This window comes from Candidatus Binatia bacterium (assembly GCA_029243485.1).
Classification (GTDB): domain Bacteria; phylum Desulfobacterota; class Binatia; order UBA12015; family UBA12015; genus VGTG01.
In genome coordinates this window covers 75,182-91,684 of record JAQWRY010000028.1, presented here as the reverse complement: position 1 = coordinate 91,684, position 16,503 = coordinate 75,182, and the positions used below count along the sequence as shown (strand labels likewise).

General features: G+C 65.9%; 15 protein-coding genes. 10 read left to right on the top strand and 5 right to left on the bottom strand.

Translation table 11 applies throughout. From position 1 onward, the window contains the following. Positions 1-52 precede the first annotated feature (52 nt). A complete protein-coding gene (locus P8R42_09370) occupies positions 53-466 on the top strand; it encodes a hypothetical protein (protein MDG2304850.1) in 414 nt (137 codons plus the stop codon). Here the strand turns inward: P8R42_09370 and P8R42_09365 are convergent. Continuing rightward, positions 459-1,415 carry a right-handed parallel beta-helix repeat-containing protein gene (locus tag P8R42_09365; protein ID MDG2304849.1) on the bottom strand — a complete coding sequence of 319 codons (957 nt, stop codon included), beginning with the start codon at positions 1,413-1,415 and terminating at the stop codon, positions 459-461. The two genes, P8R42_09370 and P8R42_09365, sit on opposite strands and share 8 nt — an antisense overlap. Before the next feature lie 161 nt (positions 1,416-1,576). Between P8R42_09365 and P8R42_09360 the strand changes: the two genes are divergently transcribed. The 4 genes from P8R42_09360 (at position 1,577) to P8R42_09345 (ending at position 5,504) form a co-directional block, all read left to right on the top strand. Continuing rightward, positions 1,577-2,773, top strand: a complete 1,197-nt coding sequence (locus tag P8R42_09360) for an acyl-CoA dehydrogenase family protein (protein MDG2304848.1) — start codon at positions 1,577-1,579, stop codon at positions 2,771-2,773. Positions 2,774-2,780: 7 nt separating this feature from the next. Then, positions 2,781-3,917: an acyl-CoA/acyl-ACP dehydrogenase gene (locus P8R42_09355; GenBank protein ID MDG2304847.1), complete on the top strand. Its 1,137-nt coding sequence runs from the start codon at positions 2,781-2,783 to the stop codon at positions 3,915-3,917. A gap of 2 nt (positions 3,918-3,919) precedes the next feature. After that, the gene (locus tag P8R42_09350) at positions 3,920-4,564 is read left to right on the top strand and encodes an alpha/beta fold hydrolase (GenBank protein ID MDG2304846.1); all 645 of its coding nucleotides are present in this window, start codon (positions 3,920-3,922) and stop codon (positions 4,562-4,564) included. Positions 4,565-4,673: 109 nt separating this feature from the next. Next, on the top strand, positions 4,674-5,504 hold the full coding sequence (locus tag P8R42_09345; protein ID MDG2304845.1) for a TauD/TfdA family dioxygenase: 831 nt from the start codon (positions 4,674-4,676) through the stop codon (positions 5,502-5,504). On the opposite strand, the gene P8R42_09340 is transcribed toward P8R42_09345, so the two are convergent. Further along, a complete protein-coding gene (locus P8R42_09340; protein ID MDG2304844.1) occupies positions 5,479-6,126 on the bottom strand; it encodes a DUF2889 domain-containing protein in 648 nt (215 codons plus the stop codon). The genes P8R42_09345 and P8R42_09340 overlap by 26 nt on opposite strands. A gap of 145 nt (positions 6,127-6,271) precedes the next feature. Here P8R42_09340 and P8R42_09335 point away from each other — a divergent pair, with 145 nt between their 5' ends. Beyond that, positions 6,272-7,174 carry a hypothetical protein gene (locus P8R42_09335; protein ID MDG2304843.1) on the top strand — a complete coding sequence of 301 codons (903 nt, stop codon included), beginning with the start codon at positions 6,272-6,274 and terminating at the stop codon, positions 7,172-7,174. A gap of 124 nt (positions 7,175-7,298) precedes the next feature. Here P8R42_09335 and P8R42_09330 read toward each other — a convergent pair whose 3' ends face one another. Both P8R42_09330 and P8R42_09325 read right to left on the bottom strand, forming a co-directional pair. Then, on the bottom strand, positions 7,299-8,066 hold the full coding sequence (locus tag P8R42_09330) for a urate hydroxylase PuuD (GenBank protein MDG2304842.1): 768 nt from the start codon (positions 8,064-8,066) through the stop codon (positions 7,299-7,301). Between the two features lie 119 nt (positions 8,067-8,185). Further along, positions 8,186-8,542 (bottom strand): hypothetical protein, encoded by a 357-nt coding sequence (locus P8R42_09325; protein MDG2304841.1) that lies wholly within the window; start codon positions 8,540-8,542, stop codon positions 8,186-8,188. A gap of 113 nt (positions 8,543-8,655) precedes the next feature. Between P8R42_09325 and P8R42_09320 the strand changes: the two genes are divergently transcribed. Together P8R42_09320 and P8R42_09315 are read left to right on the top strand one after the other, a co-directional pair. Then, positions 8,656-9,786, top strand: a complete 1,131-nt coding sequence (locus tag P8R42_09320; GenBank protein ID MDG2304840.1) for a serine hydrolase — start codon at positions 8,656-8,658, stop codon at positions 9,784-9,786. Next, the gene (locus P8R42_09315) at positions 9,783-13,229 is read left to right on the top strand and encodes a c-type cytochrome (GenBank protein ID MDG2304839.1); all 3,447 of its coding nucleotides are present in this window, start codon (positions 9,783-9,785) and stop codon (positions 13,227-13,229) included. Before P8R42_09320 ends, P8R42_09315 begins: the two co-directional genes overlap by 4 nt. Here the strand turns inward: P8R42_09315 and P8R42_09310 are convergent. Next, positions 13,226-13,843 (bottom strand): 2-hydroxychromene-2-carboxylate isomerase, encoded by a 618-nt coding sequence (locus P8R42_09310; protein ID MDG2304838.1) that lies wholly within the window; start codon positions 13,841-13,843, stop codon positions 13,226-13,228. The genes P8R42_09315 and P8R42_09310 overlap by 4 nt on opposite strands. Positions 13,844-13,943: 100 nt before the next feature. On the opposite strand from P8R42_09310, the gene P8R42_09305 reads away from it, so the two are divergent. Together P8R42_09305 and ahcY are read left to right on the top strand one after the other, a co-directional pair. Beyond that, a complete protein-coding gene (locus P8R42_09305; protein MDG2304837.1) occupies positions 13,944-14,975 on the top strand; it encodes a metalloregulator ArsR/SmtB family transcription factor in 1,032 nt (343 codons plus the stop codon). 2 nt (positions 14,976-14,977) lie between these two features. Next, positions 14,978-16,447, top strand: a complete 1,470-nt coding sequence (gene ahcY, locus P8R42_09300; GenBank protein MDG2304836.1) for an adenosylhomocysteinase — start codon at positions 14,978-14,980, stop codon at positions 16,445-16,447. Positions 16,448-16,503: the final 56 nt, after the last annotated feature.

Genomic DNA, 16,503 nt, shown 5'->3' with positions numbered 1-16,503 from the left:
GATCCGACCCCGGGTCGAGCTGCCGCGGCGTGGCATGCTATACGAGCCGGTGATGCGGGATTGTGACCTCTGCGCGAAGGAACAGATCGCCCGCGTCACCCACCTCGGAGAACGATCCGACCGTCGGGTCTGGCTTTGTGCGACCTGCTCGGGCCGGTACGAGGACCATCTGCTCTCCCCGGAAGACCTTCTGTCCCTCGCGCGCCGCGCGGCCCACCGGTCCGGTCGCTGCGAGTGGTGCGGCGTGGAGCCTCCCGCCGCTCAGGTGCGGGTCCCCGGGGCCGAAGGGCGCGTCTTCGCGTTCCATCTCTGCCCCGGCTGCGCTCGGGCGGCCCGCGGGAGCGAGGGGGCCCGGGTGCTCCATCCCCAGGCGGCCCACGAGGGCGAGGAAACCACAACCGATCCGCGCTACGACCGCGCTGTGGAGATCGCCCGGCGGCGACGCCGCATCAGGAGCATCAAGTAGGCGACTCGACGAGCGAGACCGCGTTTCGCTTGGCCTTCTGCCCGCCTTTCTTGCTCTGCTTCTTGGCCCTGCAGCCGTTCTCGGCGACACCCGACGCCTGGTTGTCCGAGGCGCCTTTGAACTGAAAGCACGTCTTCGTATCGAGTACGGCGCCACCGACGACTTCGTTGTCGGCCGGGCGCGTCCAACCCTTCACGCCGGCGGGATGTTTGTCCTTGTACGCCTCGAACACGAAGCGGCCCCCCTGCATGTGCGTGTCCTCGAATCGATTCGCGATCGAGTGGCCGCGTACGTGCACGATGTGCCCGCGCACCTCGTTCGCAGCAAACACGTTGCCGGAGGAGTGCTTCACGTAGATCGCCGCATCACCGCTTCCACTAAGGAAGTTCGCCGTGAAAACGCCCCCGTCGGCGGAGAGAACATAGAGGTTCTCGCGCTTGCTGTCCTCAATCTCGTTTCCGACGACGACCGTACCGTGCGCGTTGGAACCGATGTGAACGCCTTCGTCCCCGCTGCCGACGATGCGATTCGATTGCAGCTGGTTCCCGGTCGTCGCCTTGGCGAGTTCGACGCCGTAACGACGATTGCCCGTAATTTCGTTCCCTGAGACGAGGTTGTCTCTTCCTCCGCGGATCCGGACGCCCGTCTTGAAGCCGGCGATTCGACAGTTGAGGACGGTCGCTCCGACAGCCCCATCGAGAAGGACGCCTTCTCCGTTGCGACTCCCCGAGAGCTCATGCCCCGCGCAGTCGAGAAGAGCGTCGTTCTTCAGCCGCAGGCCGTCGTCGGCGCAGCTGCGGAGATCGCCGGTCAGGACCGCGACACCGCGCAGCGTGTCGCCGCATTCGCATGCAACGTCCCCACCGCAGTTCTTCGCATCCGCCGATGCCACGGCGAGAACCGTGCTGAGTATTCCGACCAATAACCCGGACGCCGTCGCAAACTGCATAGTCCCCTCCACCCCGAACTGCGCGAACGGGACGCGCCCCTCGCGGGCCCATCCCTTCGAAGGATGGTTCGGCGACCTCCGGGCGTCACTTGAGGTATCGGACGCCGCCGAACCCGCCCGCGGCTTGACCCGACGACACGTTCCCGGCGATACCCGCAGGTGTGGATCTCACATTCAGCAAGGAGGATGAGAAGTTTCGGCGCGGCGTGCGCACGTGGCTACGCAAACACCTCCCCAGACGCCACGAAGAGATCGATGGCGGCGAAGACCTGAACTTCGAGGGCCCACAACAAATCGCGGCGGCGAAGAAGTGGCAACGAACGGTTCAGGAGGCCGGCTACGTGGCCATCGACTGGCCCGAGGACTTCGGCGGCAAAAACGCGAGCGCCGTTCGTCACACGATCCTTGCCCAAGAGATGGTAGCCCACCGAGCACCGGGCTTGATCGGACAACTCGGGCTCCACATGCTCGGCCCCACGCTGATCCGGTGCGGCACGGACTCGCAACGAAAGCGCTTCCTTCCCAAGATCCTCACGGCCGAAGAGATCTGGTGCCAGGGCTATTCCGAGCCCGGGTCCGGCTCTGACCTCGCATCGCTCCGCACCAAAGCGGAGATCGACGGCGACTTCTTCGTGGTGAACGGCCAGAAGATCTGGACGACGACCGCACACTTCGCGGACTGGATGTTCTGTCTCGTCCGAACGAACCCCGACGCACCGAAACACAAGGGCATTTCATACCTCCTAATCGACATGAGCACCCCGGGGATCGAAGTCCGCCCCTTGGTGCAGATGACCGGACAATCGGGGTTCAACGAGGTCTTCTTCACCGACGTGCGGATCCCGAAGGAAAACCTCGTCGGTGAACTGCACGGCGGGTGGGCGGTTGCGAACACCACGCTCTCTCACGAGCGAAACATGCTCGCGAATCCGGCGCGCACCCAACAACTCATGGCCGACCTGTTGCGCCTCGCCGCGCGGCGCAACGACAACGGCGGGAAGGTCTCGCGCGATGCGCTGCTCCGCCAGAAGCTCGCTGATCTCCAGATCCGGGTCGACATGATGAAGTACCACTCCTGGAAGCAACTCTCCGACGAAGTCCACGGCCGACCCCCCGGTGCCGGAGCCTCCATCAACAAGCTCGTGACAACGGAGTTGAACCACGAGATTTGCAGCGTCGCTCTCGAACTTCTGGGCGACTACGGGCCACTCGTCGGCCGTTCGCCCCACGCCGAGGACCGCGGCCTGTGGCCGCGCGACTGGATGTTCACACTCGGCATGATCATCGGCGGCGGCACTTCCCAGATTCAGAAAAACATCATCGCCGAGCGCGTGCTCGGGCTTCCCCGCGGGAACTAACCCCCTCATGGATTTCGGCTTGAATGGCGATCAGGCTCTGCTCGCCCAGAGTGCTCGTGCGTTTCTGGCAAAGGAGTCGCCGCCGGCACTCGTGCGGAGGCTCGGCGACGACCCGGTCGGCCAGTCCACCGATCTGAACGCGAAAATGACGAAGCAGGGCTGGACGGGAATCCTGGTCCCCAAAGCGAACGGAGGCCTGGGACTTGGAATGCTGGACGCCGCCGTCCTACTGACGGAACTCGGACGCTTCCTCGCGCCCTGCCCGTTCCTGTCGTCCGCGGTCCTCGCAACGAGCCTGCTATCGTTCGCCGGCTCGGCCTCGCAGAAACGCTACTGGCTTCCCCGACTCGCGTGTGGCGAGGTTCTAGCGACGGTCGCGTGGCTCGAGGAGAGCGATCGACTCGACCCCGCCGGCACCGCACTGCGCGCTCGACGCGCCCGCGATCGATTTCGCCTCTCCGGATCGAAGCTCTTCGTTCTCGATGCGCATGTTGCCGACGTTTACCTCGTCGCAGCGCGAACCTCCGCGGGGCTCGGCCCCGAGGGCGTCAGCCTCTTCGCCATCCCGAGCGACGCCGTCGGCCTCTCCGTCACACCACTTGCGGGCTTCGACACGACCCGTCGCTTGTTCGAGATCAAGTTCGATGACGTCGTCGTCGAGCGGGACCAAAGGATAGGCCGAGAGGGCGCCACCTGGAAGCCCCTCCAACGGATGCTCGACGTCGGTTCCGTGGCGATCGCCGCGGAATGCCAAGGAGGCGCGGAACGAGCCCTCGAGATGGCGGTCGACTTCGCGAAGATTCGCGAGCAATTCGGGCGGCCGATCGGCAGCTTCCAGGCCGTGAAACACATGGCCGCGGACTGCTTCGCCGAGATCGAGCCATCGCGATCGCTGCTTTGGTATGCCGCGCACGCGCAACAGAACAACAACAAGGAGGCGTCGCGCGCCGCATCGATGGCGAAAGCCCGATTGGCGGAGGTGTACGCCCGCGCGACGAACAAGGCTGTGCAGATGCACGGAGGCATCGGCTTTACCTGGGAGCACGACATGCACTTCTGGTTCAAACGCGCCAAGGCGAACGAAGCTCTCTTCGGAAGTCCGGCCTTTCACCGAGAGCGCATCGCCGCGCTCTCCGGATGGTGACCATGAATCTCTTGCACACTCTTCACCAACCGGCCGGGGACGGGCCGCACCCGACGATCCTCGTCATGCACGGCTACGGCGCGAATGCGCACGATCTCCTCGGGCTCGCCCCCCACCTCCTCGGCGGGGAAGCGCTCGTGATCGCACCACAAGCCCCGCTCGAGGTGCCCCTCGATCCCCAGGGCCGACTCATGGGCTACGCCTGGTTTCCCCTTACGCTCGTGCAACCCCCGACCGAGCAGGATGTCGCAACCGGCATCGACGCCGCTCAGACGTTCGTCGACGCGGCACTCGCGAAGTATCCCGTCGACGAGAAGCGCATCGCGCTCCTCGGATTCAGCCAGGGCGGGCTGATCGCGTTCGCACTCGCGCTGAAGGATCCCGACCGCTTCAAGGCACTCGCCGCGCTCTCAACATGGCTGCCGGACGACCTGAACGACTCCCTGAAGGCCGACGGATCGAAGCTCCCCACGTGGGTGCAACACGGGACGAAGGATGAGGTGATCGCGGTCAGCCGCGCACGCGACACGAAGCAGAAGCTCGAGGCACGCGGCGTACCCCTGACCTACAAGGAGTACGAGATGGGGCACGAGATCTCCGCGGAGAGCCTGCGAGATCTCGTCGGGTGGCTCAGCCAGAATCTCTGAACCGCGAGCTCGGTCAGAGCAATTGGACCAGCCCGTGGCACGAGTTTGTGTCTCGGGCAGCCGTCGCGGGCTATGGTTTCGAGCACATGTTCGGTCGGGACTGTGCATCATGACGCTCCGGGTACGCCCCATGGCACCCTTTGGTGTCGAGCTCCTCGGTGTCGACCTGCGCCGGGACCTCCCCGCAAGCCGTCTGGGGGAACTGCGGCGCCTCATCGTCGAGGAAGGGCTCGTGCTCGCCCGCGAGCCGTCGATGACCCCCGAAGAGCAATGCCGCCTCGGGACCAGGTTCGGCCAGATCGAGACGCTCTCTCTGGACGGGGGACGCCGGTCCCCCGGCGTCCTCATCGTCTCGAACGTGGCCGACGACGGTTCCGTCCTCGGCGCCTCCGACGCCCGGATGCGAACGCTCGCGCTCAACAAGCGCTGGCACACCGACAGTTCGTTCCGCGAGATCCCGGCTGCCTTCTCACTTCTCCGCGCAGTCAGGGTGCCGGACACCGGCGGCGACACGTTCTTCGCGAGCCTGCGGCGCGCCTGGGACGCCCTCACGCCCGAGGCTCGTACTGCGCTCTACGGCTTGCGCGCCGTGCACGACTATACGGACATGGGCTTGCCTTTGATCGCGCACCCGATCGTGCGGGCTCACCCGGAAAGCGGTCGCCCCGGCCTCTTTCTGAGCGACCACGCGCCCACGATCGAAGGCGAGACCGAGAGTCGGGGCCGGGCTCTTCTGAAACGGCTCCTCGCCGGGTGTACGCGCGAGACCGAGGTCTACCGCCACACCTGGTCGGCCGGTGATCTCGTCCTCTGGGACAACCGCAGCATGCTGCACCGTGCGCAGGGGTTCGACGAGCAATCCGCCCGAACGATGCACCATGTCCGCATCGCCGGCACCGAGCCCGTAATCGCCGCTACTTCCGGCCACCCCACTTGGTAGGGTCACGGCCGAGCTGAACCAAGCGCTCCGTGAGTTGGAGAGGCACCGGCGGGCGCTCGCCCTTGCGGATCAAGGCCACGTGGTTCCCGTCCTCCGCCCAGACGTGGCACGTGTTGAGATTGCCGGCGAACTGGCGCTGCTGCTGAGCGTCGTTCTCCGCCGCCTCCGAGGCACCCGAGAGACGACGTCGCCGGATATTCACCGACCAGACGCTCTGCACGACCGCCGGCGCCATCGCCTGGATGAGAGCGGTGGTGTGCGTGCAGCCACGCGGCCCTCCGAAGAGCTCCCGCACTTTGTGCGTAAATCCCCGCGCGATCGACAGACCGACGAGGCGCTCGTAGTCCTCCACGATATGCGGGCACTTCGCGGCCGGGTGCGTCTCGAAGGCGACGCGCGCATTGGTGATGACGAGGTCGGGCAGCGAGACGCGCAGTTCCACGTGCATCTCGTGGATGTCGAGCTCCTCGGGATCCCCCTCGATGTACAGACCGGGCGGCTTCGTGTCGCGCACCGCGCCGCGCGCGAGAAGTTCTGCGTCCGACACGAGATAAACCTGCGTTTCGTACTTTCGGGTGTGGATGAGCTCGAGGTCGGGGTCGACCGGTAACAAGTCGCGCATCCTTCCTGGGTACCTGCTCGGCCCGGTCATTCTCAAGGTGGACAACTCCGCCCGGATCGGGCCTCATCCGTAGGGACGAGCACGCCGATACCCTATGCGGAGCCTCGGCGAGGAATCGCCGTCGGTACGGAGCGAGGAGTTCGAGATGCCCAGAAAACGACGTTGGCTGGCCGTGGCCGCACTCACCATCGCGATCCCCGCGATCGGAGCGTTCCTGTATGCCGAGGTCGTCACCCGACGTGTCATCCAGAGCGGAGCCAAGGGCGTTCTAGGCGTCGACGTAGCGGTGGGCTTCGTCCGCCTCGGGCTTCTCGGCGGCGGTGTTGAGCTGTTCGACATCTCCATCCGGAACCCGTCCGGGTTCGAAGAGGAGAACCTTCTTTACGTGGACGAGATTCGGCTCGACGTGTGGCTTCCCGGCCTACTCGGCGAGCACGTCGATGTCCCGAGCCTCGATCTGCAGGGCCTCCAGGTGGATCTTGAACGCCGCGGCGAATCCACGAACTACGGACGAGTTCTCCGGAGCCTTCATCGCAACGACGGCTCCGTGCAAGACCCAGAACCCCACACGAACAGCACGTTTGTCATCCGGAAGATCCGCGTGCGCGACATCCGAGCCGACGTCCGCATGCTGCCGGAACTCGGCGCGATCCCGGGCGCGCAGGCCGTGACCGGCCTCGAGAACATCAAGGTCCGGATCCCCGAGATCGTGCTTCGCGACGTCACCTCGCACGGAGATCTGACCGAGCTCGTCGGCCACCTCACGAATCTCGTAGCCGCGGCCGTTCTCGAATCTATCGCCCGCCACGCGACCGACCTCCCGGGCACGATGGCCCACGAGTTCGCGTCCGTGAGCGGATCTCTCGGAAGCACGTCTCTTGAAGTGATCGGCAAGGTCACACAGGTGGGCGGTCGCGCGGTCGGCGAGACCATCGGCGCGGCCCTAGGCGCGGAGGCCCAACAGGTCACCCAGGCAGCGGCCAACGGCGCCAACGACGCCATCTCCGGACTCGCCAACTTCGCCGAGAACGAAACCCGCGGTCACTAGCGCGTCGCCGTCGAGACTACGGGAGTCGAGGACGCGGGAGTCGGTGTGGGGGCCGTAAACGAAAAGAGGGGAGCCCCTTGCGGAACTCCCCTCTTCGCTTTTCAACGACTCTTGGGTGCGAGGCTTAGAAGCCCTTCACCTTCGCCGACTGACGGTACATCATCGAGCAGAACCACCAGCCGATGCCAACCGCAACTACGAGGCCCCAGAAGCCGTAGCTCGCGTACGGAATGACGGTGTGCGTATCAATCATCGTCCACACCAGCGGGAACGACATGTACGTGTTGTGCTTCGACCGGCTCCCGGCGAGCGCAACGAGAGCGGCGTCGGGCTTGGTGCCCTCCTTCACCGCGGTGATGATCTTCTGCTGCGCGGGCCAGATCCGGAACCACACATTGAAGGCCATCATCGTACCGAACATCGCACCGATATGGATCACGTAGGCGCGATAGCTGAAGCCGCCTACGTTGATGTACAGCAGGCACATGATCGCTACGTCGATCAGACCGACGACGAACAGGACCTTCATATCCTTGAGCGCCTCGATGTTCATGCACGCGTCGTAGACGAACACGACCAGGAACGTTGCGGCGACCATGATGATCGCACCCGTCGTCCAACCCGCGCCGCCTTCGAACATCAACCCGCCATGGTAGAACACCATCATGAGCAGCAGGACGCCAGTGATCCAGGTGTACGCGGCGCCCCAGCGGAACCAGAACAGCGCACGCGGAAGCAGCTCAGGGTTGACCGCCTTCTTGGCGTCACCATCGATCGAGGCCTGGAAGGGGCCGTTAACCCAGTTGAAGAAGTAAAGAAGTCCGATCCAGGTGATGCCCGCCAAAATGTGCATCCACCGGAAGATCGACTGTGCAGCAAACATCCCGTCCATTGATTCTCCTCTCGTGCGGCTTGAGTTCTCGGGGTGTTTATAGAGCGGCCCCCCGGCGAGTCAACGGAGGTGGGCTCGGACACCCGAACGGGCGCCCGCAAATCGCGATGCCGCAGGGCTCAGTCCCGGCGGCCCGACGGCATCGCGACCAGACCCAGACCCGGTTTCGGGGCGGCCCGCGCGGGCCGAACGGTCACCTCACGCGCGGGGTTCTTCAGGATCACCGTCGCCTCGGCGTCGCTGATCTCCTTGCCAAACAGGCAGTAATCGCCACGGCTGTCGCGCTGATTGTTTGCCCAGGTCGCGAGCTCTCGCGCGCTCGGGTCGTGCCCCAGATCGACGGCGCACTCCCGAACGACCATCCCGAGCACGACCTTGCGCGGCGCAGACGCGGCGCCCGACGGGGCCTGCTCCGCCGGTTCGGGACGCTTGGGCGCAGCCCAGGGCCCCTGCAGGATCTCTGCTCGCTCTGCCACTTTGGGAGATATGAACAAGGCAGCCGCGCAGTTCAAGACTTGACTCGGAGCGATCCCTTGGTCCGCAAAGCGCTGCCTTTCCGATGGCAGGCGCCGCCCGGTACACTGCCGAGGTGGACTCGACGATCGACCAAACGGCCGCAGCGGCAACCGGGACCGACCCTGCGGGCCTCGAGAAGGTAGTCGCCCTGTTTCGAGCGCAGCTCGAGCAAGGGCTTCACCCCGGCGCGTCCCTCTCGGTCCGCCGTGAGGGCCGGATCGTGCTCGAAGCCTGGGGCGGATCGATGCAACCCGGCGCGGCCGAACCGGCGGTCACCGCGGACGCCCTGTTTCTCATCTTCTCCGCCACCAAACCCCTCACCTCGACGGCGATCCAGATTCTGGTCGAGCGCGAGCAAGTCGATCTCGATGCGCCCGTGGCGCGGTACTGGCCCGGGTTCGCGGCGAATGGGAAAGAAGGAGTCACGCTTCGCCACGTCCTGAGTCACCAGGGAGGCTTCCCGGTCGGCCCCGGCTGGCTCACGTGGGAGCACTGGCGGGATCGCTCGGCGATCGTCCGTGCGATGGAGGAGCGCAGACTTCGCTGGGAACCGGGCACGGACGTCGGCTACCACCCGCTGAACTACGGTTGGGTGCTCGGCGAAATCTTGCATCGAGTCGACGGCCGCTCTCTCGGGCGATTCCTCAAGGGAGAAGTCTTCGAACCTCTCGGCCTGAACGACACGTGGCTCGGGCTTCCCGCGGGGCAGCACGAACGGGTTGCGCGCCTGATCGACCTCTCGGGCAACCACGACTACATTCCGGACTTCAACCGGCCCGAAGTGCACGCAACCGAGTGCGGCGCGGCAACCGGCGTCACCACGACCCGCGACCTGTCGCGCTTCTACACGATGCTCGTGAACGGCGGGGAGCTCGACGGCGTCCGCATCCTGAAACCCGAGAGCGTCGCGCGAGCAACCGGCGTCACTGTAGAAACCCAGAAGGACCGCACCCTGCAGGTGCCGATCCGTTGGGGGCTCGGCTTCCACGTCGGCGGGGACCCGTCTCCCTTCGGAACGAAGAGGAGCCCGGTTACGTTCGGCCACACGGGTCAGGGCTGCACCATCGGCTGGGGCGACCCTACGCGCGATCTCGCCGTGGCCTACTTCACAAACGGCGTGCAGGAATCCGTCGCGAACTTCATGCGCAACAGTCGGATGTCCGACGCCATTCTGGACGCGGCGCCGCCGCGGGGACGCGATTGATCCACTCTCTGGTTCTTCGGCTGCTTGGCTTCGGGCTCGTCTTCGCGCTGGTCACGCCTCCGGCACCGGCGTGCGCCGGACCCGATGCCCTCCTCGCCGATCTCGGCTGCCCAGCGTGCCACACCGACCTCCCGATTCCCACCGACATCCGGTCGAAGGCACCCCCTCTCGGTGATGCCGGGAGCCGGTATGAGCCGGGGTACCTGTTCGACTACCTCCGAGCGCCTCGTGCCGTTCGGCGGCACCTCGGCTCCGCTCGAATGCCGGACTTCCATCTCGCGCAAGACGAAGCCCTCGCGCTGACGCGCTACCTCGGAGAGCAGAAAGCGCAGCCGGGCAACCTACCCGCCCTCCCCGCTGGACTCGATGAACCCGTTCCCCCCGCGCAGCAGATCGAATCGGATACGCGGTTTGTCGAGATCATCGGCGAGCAGCAGAGTTGCCTCACCTGCCACGCCCGCGGCGACCGCGGCGGCGTGCTCGGGCCGGATCTCGTGGACGCCGGGGCCCGACTGAAGCCGGCATGGATGCGTCGCTTCCTGCTCGCGCCGTCTGCATGGGGCGTCGCGGATGGGGTGATGCCCGCGCTGTTCCTGCGCGACGACGGATCCGGCCACGCGAAGCCCGTCGAAAAGGACTCGACCACCCAGCTCCGTCGGATCGTCGACTACATGCAGCGCGCGGGCGCGCGCGCCCGCAACGATCGCGACGCTGCGCTCGAAGCCGCAACCACGAGATACCCCGATGTCACCGCCGAAGAGGGCCGCCGCGTTTTCGACGCCCTCGCCTGCCGCGCCTGCCACCGGTTCGACGACCACGCGGCCGTCGAACCGGCACCCGACCTGCGTATCGAGAAGACCCGGGTTCGTTCGGAATGGCTCCCCGCTTACCTCTCCCACCCCTGGCCCATCCGTCCCTTCGGCACGCGTCCCGGGAACGGCGCGCGGATGCCCGACTTCGACCTGTCCGAGGCCGAGGTCGACCGCCTCGTCGCGGAGCTGGAGCCTGACGAGCCGACACAAGCCGAGGCGCCGGCGACTCTCTCTGCCTACCAGCGGGAGAAGGCGCGCCTCCTTCTCCACAAGGAGCTTGCCTGTCTCGGCTGCCACCGCCTCGACGGTGCCGGCGGCGAGATCGCCCCCGACCTCACGAACGCCGCTTCCCGACTACAACCCGCCTTCGTGCGCGAGATGATCGCGAATCCAAACGACGCCGTGCCGCACGCCACGATGCCGCGCCTCCCGCTCACGTCCGAAACTCGGGCACTCATCGCGGCCTACGTCTCGGCGCCTCGGACCCCCGTCGCGACCGCGTATCTCTCGCTCATCGCGAATCCGACCATCCCGCTGCCCGACGAACCGGGCGCCGGGCGCGACTACGCCGTGTACTGCGCGCCTTGCCACGGCGTTGGCGGACACGGCGGGGGCTTCAATGCGGCGTCATTGCCTACGGCACCCACGGCGCACGCGGACGCAGCGGTCTCGAGCCTCCGCGCCGACGACACGCTCTACGACGGGATCTACGCCGGCGGCGCAATTCTCGACCGCAGTCACCTCATGCCTGCGTGGGGAGACACGCTTTCCCCCGACCGGATCTCCGCGCTCGTCCGACACATGCGGACGCTCTGCGACTGCGAAGGCCCCTTCTGGACAATCGACGGCGGAGGAGCGCACACGGAAACGGACAGGAGGCCGGAGCGAACGGCGGCCGCATCGATGTTGGTGTCCGCACACGCGCCGCCGGCGTTCGAGGACTTCGTCGGCGCCGAGGCCTGCGCGGAGTGTCACGCCGCGCAATACGAAGTGTGGAAGTCCTCGACGCACGGTCGAGCCGGCGGCCGCCCCGCCGAAGCCGAAGTCATCGCCGCCTTTGACGGAAAGCCGCGGACCTTCCGTAACGGCGTCGTTCTCCCGATCCGGACCGAAGACGGCTTGCTGTTCCGAGTCCGACCGGACGGCGAGCCCGAACTCGACGTCGAGGTCGCCGCCGTCGTAGGCGGCGGTCACATGGCCGGCGGCGGGACGCAGACCTTCTTCACCGAGATGGCGGACGGCTCGATGAAGATGTTGCCGTTCGACTTCCACCGCGGGCAGCAGACGTGGTTCGTCCAACGCCGCGCCGACAGCCACTGGATCCCGGTCGGTCCCGAAATCGGGCTCGACGAGCTCGAACACTGGCCACCGCACCGCGCACTCGGGAACGCAGCAAGGCTCTCGAATTGCGAGAACTGCCACGGAAGCCAGATCCTCGTCACGTACGACCCCGAGACGTCTGCCTACGAGACGCGCTGGAAGACTCTCCGGATCGACTGCGAATCCTGCCACGGGCCCGGACGGGAGCACCTCGTCTGGGCACGGTCTGCCAATCGCGATCAGCAGGCCGACATCGGCATCGATCCCCTCGCCGTGCTCGACAAGAACGAGTCCCTGCAGGTGTGCTTCCGATGCCACGCGAACAAGCAGGCCCTCACCACCGAATACCTCGTCGGAGCGACGCAAGAGGCACACATGGCGTTCAAGCTCCCCATGCTCGCGCAGGGGGCCTACCTGCCCGACGGACGAATCGACGGCTTCGGCTACCAGCAGAACCATCTATTCAGCGACTGCTTCGTCGAGGGATCGATGGTCTGCACGAGCTGCCACGACCCGCACTCACAAACGTACCGCGACGTGAATCGGACGGCCCTCGAGGGCCGCTTCGACGACGCACAGTGCACGGGCTGTCACGCCAGCAAGGCGCGCGACGTGAGCGCACACACACACCATCCCACCGACTCACCCGGCAGCCGGTGCATCGCCTGCCACATGCCGTACCTGCAACATCAGGCGATCGGCGACGAGATCGTCTTCGCACGCTCGGACCACACCATCCCGATTCCGCGCCCAGTGTTCGACGAGGCTCTCGGCATCGAGAACGCCTGCGCCAAGTGCCACCCCGATCTTTCGACGTCGCGGCTGCAGGAAGACGTCGACGCATGGTGGGGCCCCCTGAAGCCGCATCACCCAATGATCGCGCGGATCCTGACCGTGACCGAGAAAACGGACGCCGTGGAGGCGGCCCGCCTCCTGCTCGCACCGGGCGAGGCGCACACGGCGGCCCAGTTCGCCGGACTCTCGGCCTACGTGCGGGGCTACGTCCGAACCAATCTTCGCTTGGAAGACGAGGCACTCCAGCGACTGCTCGCCCTGGCCGAAGCGCCGGACCCCGACGTCGCTGCGGTCGCCCTGACGGCGCTCGATCTTGCCGCCCCGCGCGACGCTCGCGTTCGCGCGCTTGCGACACATGCCAGAACCGGAACGGACGCCCGCGCCGACGCCCTTCGAAAGCGGTGGATCTACTCGGTTCTGGATCTCTACCGGCTACGCGGCCGGGACGGCGAGCGCGCCGAAGCCGGCCGCATGCTCGCCAGGATGAAGCAGATCCAATCGGGGGAGCTGCACTAGCCTTTGCGGCTGTCCGCGAGGATCTTCTCCTCGACGTCGGGCAAGCGATCCTTCCCGAAGTAGAGTTCCTCACCGACGAAGAAGCTCGGCGAACCGAACACCCCGCGAGCGACCGCGGCCTCCGTGTTCGCGATCAGCTCCACTTTGACGTCGGGATCCTGAACCCTGCGGAACACCAAATCCGCATCGATCCCGGACTCCTCGAGCGCAGCGCGAATCACACCGGGGTCATCCATCTTCTTCGGGTCCGCCCACATGTGGCGGAACACCTCGTGGACGTAGCGACCGAGGAACCCCTCACCCTTCGCGACGACTGCTCCCCGCATGATCTGGAGCGTGTTCACCGGGAAATGCGGGTTGAATTTGAACGCGCGAATGCCGTGTTTCTCGAGAAACCGCCGCATCTCGAGCGCCTCGTATTCGGGTTTGTTCTTGACGCCCTGAAGCGAGATCGCCGGCGACACGTTCCCCGTCGCCTTGAACACTCCACCGAGCAACACCGGGACGTACTCGACCTTCACACCGGTTCGGTCCTCGATGCCGGGGATCACGAGGTGACTCAGGTAGGCGTTGGGGCTCCCGAAATCGAAATCGAACTCTACTCGGATCGACATGGCATCTTCCTAGCGCATCGGGCGCAGCGAGGCCCCGTTCCCCCCTAAAGAGCCTTGACCCGGGCAGGGTTCATAAGTAACCTTTCATCCGGATCAACGGATGAATCAGATCAGCACCACCCCCCCAGCCCTAGGCGACATGCTCGGCTGGATGAACTCCCTGGCAGACGCCACCCGTGCGCGTGCCCTGCGGCTCGTCGAGAGACACGAGCTCAGCGTCGCCGAGCTCTGCTCGGTCCTGCAGGCTCCGCAATCCACCGTGAGCCGCCATCTGAAGGTGCTCGCCGACGAGGGCTGGGTCGTGGCGCGCCCCGAGGGCACGAGCCGCCTGTACGGGATGGCCACCGAGGATCTCGACCCCGCCGCACGCCGCCTTTGGGCCCTTCTGCGCGAACAGACATCAGGGAGCGCTCTCGCTGATCAAGATGACCAGCGCTTGCAGAGCGTCCTCGCCGAGCGCCGAAGTCGCTCCCAGGAGTTCTTCAGCTCGTCGGCCGGACAGTGGGATCGACTTCGGGCCGACATGTACGGCGAGCGGTTCGAGCGCATGGCGCTCGCAGGGCTCCTCAATGACGAATGGACGGTCGGCGACCTGGGATGCGGCACCGGACAATGGTCCGAAGTCCTCGCACCCTTCGTCTCGAAGGTCATCGCAATCGACAGCTCGACGGCGATGTTGAAAGCCGCGCGCCAGCGACTGAGCGACTGCGACAACGTCGAGGTCCGGCGTGGCGACCTCGAAGCCCTACCCGTCGACGACGGCGGCCTCGATGCCGCGACGATCTGCCTGGTCCTACATCACGTTCCCGATCCGGCCGCGGTCCTGCGCGACGCGGCGCGCGCACTCGCGCCGGGGGGCCGCCTCCTCGTCATCGACATGTTCCGCCACGAACGAACCGAGTACCAACGACAGATGGGCCATGTGTGGCTCGGCTTCGAGCCCGCACAATTGGAGGAATGGCTCGGCGACGCCGGTTTCGGCGGCGCCCGCGTCGTCCCCCTCCCGCCTGACCCGCAGGCTAAAGGCCCTGCACTCTTCGCGGCCGTTGCGCGACGCGAACGCGTCGCTTCCAGCCACCCACGAGGCCACGAACAACCCCGGCGCACGAAGCGACCGGGCAAAGGGAGATGAAGATGAGCACCGCAGAGAAAATAGACACCGTGTCGCGTCCCACGTTCAAGGTCGCCGACCTGGCGCTTTCCGAGCTCGGCCGTAAAGAGATCCGACTCGCCGAAGAGGAGATGCCGGGCCTCATCGCGCTCCGCGAGCAGCACGGCGCCTCGAAGCCGCTCGCCGGCGCGAAGGTGATGGGATCGCTGCACATGACCGTGCAGACCGCCGTTCTCATCGAGACCCTGGTCGATCTCGGCGCCGACGTGCGCTGGGTGTCGTGCAACATCTTCAGCACGCAGGACTCCGCCGCCGCCGCGATCGCGGTCGGTCGTGAGGGCTCACCCGAGAACCCCAAGGGCATCCCGGTCTTCGCGTGGAAGGGCGAGACCCTCGAAGAGTACTGGTGGTGCACCAACGAGGCGCTCGTTTGGCCGGACGGATCGGGCCCCGATCTCATCGTCGACGACGGTGGCGACGCGACGCTTCTGTTGCACAAGGGCCTCGAGTACGAGAAGGCCGGCAAGATTCCCGCCTTCGACGCCGAGAACGACGCCGAAGAGTGGGGCGTCATCCTGGGACTCATCAATCGCATCGCGAAGGAAGCCCCCGACCAGTGGGGTCGCGTCACGGCCAGCATGCGCGGCGTCAGCGAAGAGACGACGACCGGCGTGCACCGCCTCTACCAGATGGCGAAGGAAGGCGAGCTCCTCTTCCCGGCCATCAACGTCAATGACTCCGTCACGAAGTCGAAGTTCGACAACGTATACGGCTGCCGCCACTCGCTCGTGGACGGACTGAATCGCGCCACCGACGTCATGCTGGGAGGCAAGGTCGCCGTGATCTGCGGCTTCGGTGAGGTCGGCAAGGGTTCGGCCGAGTCGCTCCGCGGCCAGGGCTGCCGCGTCATCGTAACCGAGATCGATCCGATCTGCGCGCTGCAGGCTGCGATGCAGGGCTACGAAGTGAAGCCGCTCGAGGACGTGATCGGCCTCGCCGACGTGTTCGTCACCACGACGGGCAACTTCAACATCATCACCGCCGAGCACATGTCCAACATGAAGGACAAGGCGATCGTCGGGAACATCGGCCACTTCGACAACGAGATCGACATGGCCGGCCTACAGAAGATTGCCGGCATCGAGAAGATCAACATCAAACCCCAGTACGACGAGTGGGTCTTTCCCGATGGCCACTCCGTTCTGATCCTCGCCGAAGGCCGCCTCCTAAACCTCGGTTGTGCGACCGGCCACCCGTCGTTCGTGATGAGCGCGTCGTTCACCAACCAGGTGCTCGCGCAGCTCGAGCTGTGGCAGAACCCGGGCAACTACGGAAATGACGTCTACATGCTTCCCAAGAAGCTCGACGAGGAAGTCGCCCGACTCCACCTCGACAAGCTCGGCGTGAAGCTCACGAAGCTCACCAAGGAACAGGCCGACTACATCGACGTTCCGGTGGAAGGGCCGTACAAGCCCGACCACTACCGCTACTAGGCGATGCTGCGGGTCGCGTGCCGCCTCCGGGCGGCGCGCGGCCCGACCGCCTCCAA